Raw genomic sequence first — 257 nt, 5'->3', positions numbered from 1 at the left:
GATATTTCTGAAATTTGGCCCCAAACGAACGAACAGATTCACCTTCTCCTTGCTTCATTGACCAAACGCGACCCATGTTCAAAAAACGACGAAAAGGTGTGTCAAAATGATCAAGTAATATGCTCTCGGCTTTCTTCCAGTTAAATAGCTTGTTCTTGAGTTTGTCTTCAAACCACGAGCGTTCTTCTTTATTGAGGCAAAGAGGCAGTAAACGTTCCCAAGAATCATCCAGAGACAATGAGTTAGCTTCCAGTACA

At 41.2% G+C, this 257-nt stretch carries 1 protein-coding gene; it reads right to left on the bottom strand.

Translation table 11 applies throughout. From position 1 onward, the window contains the following. Positions 1-257: hypothetical protein (locus SAZ04_RS22445; protein ID WP_332699888.1), on the bottom strand; the 257-nt coding region annotated here is incomplete at both ends.

Origin of the sequence: Halalkalibacter lacteus (assembly GCF_036663595.1) — a bacterium.
Taxonomy (GTDB): domain Bacteria; phylum Bacillota; class Bacilli; order Bacillales; family Bacillaceae_D; genus Halalkalibacter; species Halalkalibacter lacteus.
Note: the sequence above shows the minus strand (reverse complement) of the source record. Positions and strands in the feature narration are given on the sequence as shown.